Source organism: Actinomadura sp. NPDC048955 (assembly GCF_040649435.1).
Classification (GTDB): domain Bacteria; phylum Actinomycetota; class Actinomycetes; order Streptosporangiales; family Streptosporangiaceae; genus Spirillospora; species Spirillospora luteofluorescens.
The window spans coordinates 1-5,337 of record NZ_JBEZJI010000137.1 but is presented as its reverse complement, the minus strand read 5'-3'; the positions used below and the strand labels follow the sequence as shown (position 1 = coordinate 5,337).

Genomic DNA, 5,337 nt, shown 5'->3' with positions numbered 1-5,337 from the left:
AGTAGTTTTGCCACATAAAAGGAGTAGTTTTGCCACATAAAAGGAGTAGTTTTGCCACATAAAAGGAGTAGTTTTTATTATAAACCTTCTTTTGTTAATTGACATTGTTATCAAAGTGTTTTAACGTGAAAATATCAATTCAATAAGGAGTATCATAAAAAAACATGCTCCTTATTGAAATAATTATGTTGAGGTATCTATATAATGACGAGAGAAACAGTAGTATACAAAAACGATTTGAATTTAGTTCCTTTAAGAAAATTCACCAGTACTGAAATTAATTTATTTTTTGCCATGTGTAATAAACTTAAGGAAAAAGAAACTAACACACTTCATTTATCTTTTGATGAATTGAAAGAATTGAGTAACTATAGTCCGAAAACACGTAATATTAATAGATTCGTTAAAGACTTGGATGATGTATATAAGAAAATGTTGGAACTAACAATTAGATACGAAGATGATGAGGTTATAGAAAGATTTATTTTATTTAATCATTATAGAATTCATAAAAAAGATCAATACTTAGAAATTTCAACTTCTCCTAATTTAAAGCATATACTTAATTCAATTACTAGCAACTTTACTAAATTTGAATTAAAAGAAATGACAAATTTGAAATCTACATATTCAAAAAACATGTTTAGAATACTTAAACAATATAAACACACTGGTTATATGAAAATTAAAATTGATGATTTTAGAGAACGCCTAGATATCCCTAAATCTTATAGAATGACAGATATTAATAAAAATGTTTTGAAGCCTATTGTTACAGAGTTAAACACTATTTTTAACAATCTTCACATTAATAAAATCAAGGCTAAAAAGGGACGTAAAATTGAATGGTTAGAGTTTATCTTTGACGCTGAGAAGTGTATACATAGTAAACGAAAACCTGAAAGACAAGATAAAATTATGTCTAAGCGCTATAGTAGTCGAGAAAAAACACCTAAATGGTTAGAGAAAAAAGAATATACACAATCACACAAAATATATAATGAAGACACTAAATTAAGACAAGATAGAGAAGCATTTCAACGTCAATTAAAAGAAAAATGGGAGAATAAGTAAGAATGACAGTTTACTAATTTAAATATAAATTAGTCCTCCAAATGAATGAAGGACTATAACCATAATTAGTATAGAACACATTAATAATATTAACACTTTATGAGAATTAGAGAAATATTTAGTTTATTTGTCTTGAGTAATATTTTTCAGTGAATGAAATATTTAACCATTTATCAAAATTTATGAAATTTTGGTTAATTTCTTCTATTATTTCATTTCTGTATACATCTGCTTGTTCAATAGTTTGAATATAGGAATTTCTATCAACTATGTTTTGTAAATCAATATAAATAACTTGCCCCATTTTAGATATTCTAATATCTTCGTCTCTAATATTATATTCAATATTTTTTTTCTTTACTATATTATAAATATCATATTGTACTTCTTCTGAAGCAGACATTGATATAATTTCTTTACCATTTTTATATAGAAGTCTTATAGGCATAACTATTAAAATAATACCAGCGATTAAAACTAAAAAAGGATCTATGTAAGGAATTAGCCAATCAAATTTAGTATATTTTAGTATAAACATTAAAATAAAACCTAACACTAATCCAAAACTTACAAAAGTATCTAACAACCATTGAAGCATTTCTGCATATATTAAATCAGATTTTTTTCTATTTCTAGATAGAAGGAAACAGATTACACCACATCCTACAAAAGAAAAAATGCCGTAGAATAATCCTATATTGGCATTAATATTTCTACCGCCTTGCATAATCGCATAAATTGATGAAATTAATGATAATATGCAAAGAAGAAGAAGAATTGAAGAGTTGAAAACAATAGTAAGGGGCTGAAAAATGTATTTTCCAAATGGGAAAGACTCACGATTAGGTTTTTTTATAGTAATAGAAGTGAAAAGTGATAAAGCTGATATTAGTAAGCTTAAGACAGCATATAAACCATCAAGTAATACCATATCACTATTTGAAATAATACCCAGAAATATTCCAGTTACTGAAAAAATGAATGCTCCTAAAGTTGATATAAAAAGAATTCGGCTTATTTCGTTGTTGTGCATTTTCATTTTATCTTATCCTTTATTTTTATTAACATTTTCATTTTACGCCTATCTAAATATTTATTCAAAATTAATAATGTATATATTATATCCATTTCAAAAAACAGTCTAAGAAGCAACTCTTACTTCTTAGACTGTTTTTTGAAATTTAAATCATAAATCGTTTCTATTCATTAACATTTTTAGATTTTTCTGTATCGAATCTATAAGAAATAAATCCATAAAGAGTCCATCCAGCAAATGTTACAATAGCACCATAGTAAACAGCTATTCCTCCAGAAGAGTAAATAGCATATAAAGTATATATACCAGCTATAATTGCTATAATATTAGTCCACTTCATAGTCTTATTAGAAATACTTGTTGATGTTTCTTTTTGCATGGTTTTAATACTTGCCATTGTTAACACATAAGGTACTGCATTAGTTACCACCGCTAAATTGACTAATATTGTAAACTGTTTAGATAAAGATGGACTAATTGTCATTAATGAAATTAACGTTTGTAATACAGTAATAATTACCATTCCAATTATTGGTGTACCATTGCCGATAGTTTTAGCAAAGATTTTAGGGAAATATTTTTCAACTGCTGAGCTTCTAAATACTTCTGCAATGGTAAATTGCCAACCAATCAAAGATCCAAAGCAAGATATTATCATTAAAGCTATAACAATATTACCAATCGTAGGGTTAAACATATGACTAAATGCTAAACCAAATGGTGCACTAGATTTAGCTAAATCTTTAATAGGAGAAATACCTAAAATTACATTTGTAGATAAAATATACATTATTGCTGCACCTATAGTACCACCCATTACAGCAATAGGAACATTTTTCTTAGGATTTTCTACAGCATCACTATTAGCTGCAGCAGATTCAAGACCTAAAAAAGCCCATAGTGTTATAGAAATAGATTTACCCATTCCTTCTATAAAGCTATAATTGTGAGGGTTCCAAGATGTTGCAAAGCTACTTCCACTAAAGTAAAACCAACCAACAATACTGATGAAAATTACAGGTAAAATAACGCCCCAAACTGTAAACGTACTAATTCTTCCTGTAATATTTGCTCCTCCAAAGTTCAATATTGTTGCAACCCATAAAACTACTATAGTCCACATTGCTGTTGCCAATGGTGATAAATGAACATTAAATAAAACAGCAATATAACCTACTGAAGATATAGCAATAGCCGCATTAGCTATAACTAGAGAGAGTCCATAAGTGTAATTAGTAAGGAAGGCTCCAGCTTTGCCAAATGAGTATTCTGCATATCCTCCCATTCCACCACCTTTTGAACTATATAAGCCAGCTCTAGCGAATATAAAAGCTAACATTGTAGCTCCAATTGTTGTTATAATCCAAGAAAGTATTGACATTGTACCCACTTGTGCCAGATTAGTAGGTAGCATGATAATTCCTGAGCCCATCATATTAACAGCTGTAACAATCGTTAATTGAGTAACGCTCATTTTTTTCTTTTCAGACATAAAGATCTACCTTCCTTATTTAGTTATTTATCTAAAACATAACCAAATGCTTTGATTCGATTATCAACATTTTCAAAGTAAACACCTTGAATTTCTGGAGCAAATCCTGGAAATTCATTTATGCCATCTTCTAGTATTTTGAAATATGTTTTTGCTGTTTCGCTCCATTTTTCTCCTGGAACTACACAGAATATACCTGGCGGATAAGGTAAAGCTCCTTCAAGAGCTATTTCACCTACAATGTCATCTAATTCGACTAATTTAGCATTATTTCTTAATAATTCAATATTTGCGTCATAAGGTTTCATTCTATACTCAGGGAAATAATCTTTTAAGAACATTCTTTTTTGGAATTCTTTAGTATTATGCTCTTTATAGAAATCATGTAATTCCTGACACAATTCACGAATTGTATAATTTTTATATCTTTCATAGTTACTATTATATAGTCTAGGTAAAACCACTTCTAAAGGCGCATCTTGATCAATGTATTTTTCAAATTGAATCAATTTAGATATTAAGTTATTCATTTTTGCATCGTCTTCTGCGGGTGTCATTAAAAATAGAATAGAATTTAAATCATTTTTTTCTGGTACTATACCATTTTCACGTAAATAGTTAGCTAAAATAACAGCTGGTATTCCAAAATTCATATAAGAATCATCTTTAGAATCTATTCCAGGAGTTGTTAATAGGAATTTATTAGGATCAATATAATATTGGTCCTTACCATAGCCGTTAAATCCATGCCATTTTTCATCTGGATTAAATTTCCAGTACTCTAAATTGCTTATAATTTCATCTGTACTAGCTTCTTCCCAATTTTTACCTTGAACTGTTTCTGGAATAAATGGTCTAATATATTTACATTTCTCTATAATTTTTTTTCTAGCATTAGTAGAAACAGTTAAACAGTCATTCCAAAGCTTTTCACCTAATTCTCCCTCTTGCATTTTGGCATTTATATCTAAAGAAGCAAATAATGGATAGAATGGTGATGTTGAAGCATATTGCATATATGCATTATTAAATCTTTTATGATTGATATAACGTTTTTGTCCTTTGATATGTTTGTCTTTTTTATGAATTTGAGAAGCCTGAGAAAATCCAGCTTGTTGTTTATGTGTTGATTGTACTACTAAGATACCAGGATCATTTTCGTCCAGGTCTAATAATAGTGGAGAAGATTTTTTCATTAATGGAATAAATTGTTCATAACCAACCCACGCTGAATCAAATAATATATAGTCACATAAATGCCCAATTTTTTCTACTACTTGTTTAGCGTTGTAAATTGTTCCATCGTAAGTGCCTAATTGAATGATTGCTAATCTAAATGGTCTATCCCACTTAGCTCTCTCTGGATCTACTTTAGCAGCTTGTTCTCTTAAATATTGTTCATCAAAATCTTTCTCATAAATACCACCTATAAAACCATAAGAGTCTCTTGAAGTTTGCATATAAACAGGTCGGCCACCATCTTTAACAAGAGCTGAATTATAAGCTGATTTATGGTTGTTTCTATCAAATAATACTAAATCATCTGGCATTATTGCAGAAGTTATAGCAATATTATTAGATGTCGTAGAACCATTCATAACAAAATAAGTTTTATCTGCATTGTAAACTTTAGCAGCATGTTTTTGTGCTTCCTGCAGTCCGACGACACCGGCACGCTGCTGTTCGACCCCGTCTCCCTGATCGCGTACATCTCCACGATCGTCCGGCTGCGGCC

Annotated in this window: 4 protein-coding genes; 1 reads left to right on the top strand and 3 read right to left on the bottom strand. The window is 29.3% G+C overall.

Annotated elements, in window-relative coordinates:
- Positions 1–204 precede the first annotated feature (204 nt).
- Positions 205–1,074, top strand: a complete 870-nt coding sequence (locus AB0C84_RS45220; RefSeq protein ID WP_162159580.1) for a RepB family plasmid replication initiator protein — start codon at positions 205–207, stop codon at positions 1,072–1,074.
- Positions 1,075–1,192: 118 nt separating this feature from the next.
- Here the strand turns inward: AB0C84_RS45220 and AB0C84_RS45215 are convergent, their stop codons facing one another.
- The 3 genes from AB0C84_RS45215 to speC all read right to left on the bottom strand — a co-directional run.
- On the bottom strand, positions 1,193–2,113 hold the full coding sequence (locus tag AB0C84_RS45215; RefSeq protein WP_162163813.1) for a cation transporter: 921 nt from the start codon (positions 2,111–2,113) through the stop codon (positions 1,193–1,195).
- 160 nt (positions 2,114–2,273) lie between these two features.
- A complete protein-coding gene (potE, locus tag AB0C84_RS45210; RefSeq protein ID WP_162163812.1) occupies positions 2,274–3,602 on the bottom strand; it encodes a putrescine-ornithine antiporter in 1,329 nt (442 codons plus the stop codon).
- 23 nt (positions 3,603–3,625) lie between these two features.
- A partial coding sequence (gene speC / locus AB0C84_RS45205; RefSeq protein ID WP_361078913.1) for an ornithine decarboxylase occupies positions 3,626–5,337 on the bottom strand: 1,712 nt, incomplete at its 5' end.